The sequence below is a fragment of the Protofrankia sp. CiP1_Cm_nod4 genome (assembly GCF_982290645.1).
The window spans coordinates 34,136-36,570 of record NZ_CEVIVC010000047.1 but is presented as its reverse complement, the minus strand read 5'-3'; the positions used below and the strand labels follow the sequence as shown (position 1 = coordinate 36,570).

Annotated in this window: 1 protein-coding gene; it reads right to left on the bottom strand. The window is 74.0% G+C overall.

Annotated elements, in window-relative coordinates:
• Positions 1–95: 95 nt before the first annotated feature.
• Positions 96–2,225: a tetratricopeptide repeat protein gene (locus tag AC5LSR_RS11455; protein WP_250292754.1), complete on the bottom strand. Its 2,130-nt coding sequence runs from the start codon at positions 2,223–2,225 to the stop codon at positions 96–98.
• Positions 2,226–2,435: the final 210 nt, after the last annotated feature.

Here is a 2,435-nt window from a genome sequence, read left to right as displayed (position 1 = left end):
GGACGAGGGACGGAGGGGTGGAGTGCGCGGAGGGGCGGAGAAAGGAGCGGCGTCGGCGTGTGCCATGTTGGACGCACCGGGCGGGTCCACGCGTGTCACGTCGCCGGATTGGTGTCCGCCAGTAGTGCCTCGCGTAGCCGGTGGGCGCGGGGGCTGCCCGCGTCGGTGTACGCGGTGAGCGCTTCCTCCCGGTGGCGCCGGGCCGCGAGGTGGTCCCCGGTCGCCGCGGCCACGTCGGCGAGCACCTCCGAGGCCAATGCCACCTGGAACGGGACGCCGCGGCGGCGCATGATGTCGATCGCCGCGGCCAGCGCCCGCTCCGCGTCGGCGTAACGGGCCAGGTCGCAGTGCACCTCCCCGAGGCTGATGAGCACCCGCGCCTGGTTGTGCTCGTCCGGTAACGCCTCAAAGCCGGCCAGGGCCTCCGCCAGCACCGCGGCCGCCTCGGCGGACCGGCCGGAACCGGCGAGCGCCCGTCCGAGATGGTGGGTCTGCAACGCGACGCCCCGGGCGTTGCCGAGGTCCGCGTTCATGCTCCGGGAACGCTCGAACGCGGCGATGGCCGCGGGGTAGTCCGCCTGCTCGAAGCGGGCCCGGCCGACGAACTCCAGCACGGACGCCTCCACCCGGCGGTTCACCGCCACACGGGCGAGCCGGATGGCCTCCTCGAACTGGGCCTCGGCCTCGGCGAAACGCTCCAGCTCGACCAGCGCCCGGCCCAGCTGGCTGCGCATCCTCGCCTCGGCCGCCTGATGGCCGAGACGAGCCGCGGCGGCAACGGCGAGCTCGTGGGATTCCAGCCACTCGGGGTAGTGCTTACGGTTGTAGTACAGCACCCACAGCGCCTCGCACAGCTCCCAGACCGCCGTGTCCCAGCCGCGCGCCGAGGCCGTGCGCACCGCGTCCAAGAGATTCGACCGCTCCGACTCCAGCCAGTCGAGCGCGGCGCCCGGGGAGGACAGCCGGGCCGGGTCGACGGCCGAACCGGCCAACGGCACGTCGTCGTCCCCCCGGCCGGCGTCATGATCGCCCTGACCGCTCCGGCCGGTACGACCGCCCTGATCGGTACGGCCGGCCCGGGTCGCACCCAGCAGCCGTTCGGCCCACCCGGCCTGCTCGGACAGCCGCATCCGGGAACCCATCGCCACCCGGTCGGCGACGGCCGCGCCGCGCAGGTACGCGTCGACGACGCGACGGGCGACATCGTCACGCCACTGTGGCGACTGCTCGCTCTCGGCGCATCGGAAGGCGTGGATCCGGACCAGTTCGTGAATTCGATACCGGCCGTCGCCCACCGCTTCGACCAGGTTCGCCGAGAGCAGAACCGCCAGCGCGTCCTCGACGACATCGGGGGGCAGGCCCGTCGCGGCCACGGCCACGGGCCCGCCGAACTCACGTCCCGGATGCAGGCCGAGCACCCTGTACAGGGCGCGGGCGTCGGCCGGGAGAGCGGCGTAGGCGACTTCCAACGCGGCTTCGATCACCGGATCACCTTCCAGGGACAGCCGGTCCAGCCGGCCGCGTTCGTCCCGGAGCCGGGCCGCCACGTCCGCCATGGCCAGGTGCGGGCCGGCCTTGAGCTGGGCACCGACGACACGCAGCGCGATCGGCAGCCCGCCGCACAGGCGCACCATCTCCGCGGCGGCCTCGGGCTCCCGGGACAGCCGCGCCGGCCCCACCATCCTGGAGATCAGCTCAACGCCGTCCGCCGGGGCGAGCGGACGCAGCGTCAGCAGATCGGCGCCGTCGGCGAGCAGCGCGGTGAGCCGATGATGGCTCGTCACCACGACCAGGCTGTCCTCCGAGGCCGGCAGCAGCGGGGTCACCTGCGACGGGAACTCGACGCCGTCGACCACGACCAGCAGCCGCAGACCGGCGGTGCGCTGCCGGTAGGCGGCTGTCAGACCCGCCAGGTCGGCCGGGATGCGGCCGCCGTGCGCGCCCAGCGCCTCGACGAACCCGCGCAGGACGTCACTGACCGCGGCAGCGCCACGGCAGGCCAGGCGCTCCACGTCGACGTAGAGCTGGCCGTCGCCGAAGCGGGGCCGGACCTCGTGCGCCCAGCGGGCCGCCGCGGCGGACTTGCCGACCCCCGGCATCCCCGTCACGACCACCACCCGCGGACAGGCAATGTCGGTGGGGCGGTCGAGCAGGTCGTGGAACGCCGCCCTGTCCGCGTTCCGGTTGACGAAGACCGCCGACACCGCGGGAAGCTGAACAGGCACGTCAACCGCTGTCGAAGCGACGGCGGACTAACGGGAACCCGCCTCCCCGGCATCCCGGGCCCACGACCGGTTCCCGCCGACGTACCCGGACAGCGTGTTGCCCGGCGCCCCGACGCTCCCGGCCAGCCGACCGTCGGGAACGCGCGGCCCGGCCGGCGACGGCGAACCCGTCATGGACACCGCCTCGTTCGACAACGTTCAGACAACCGG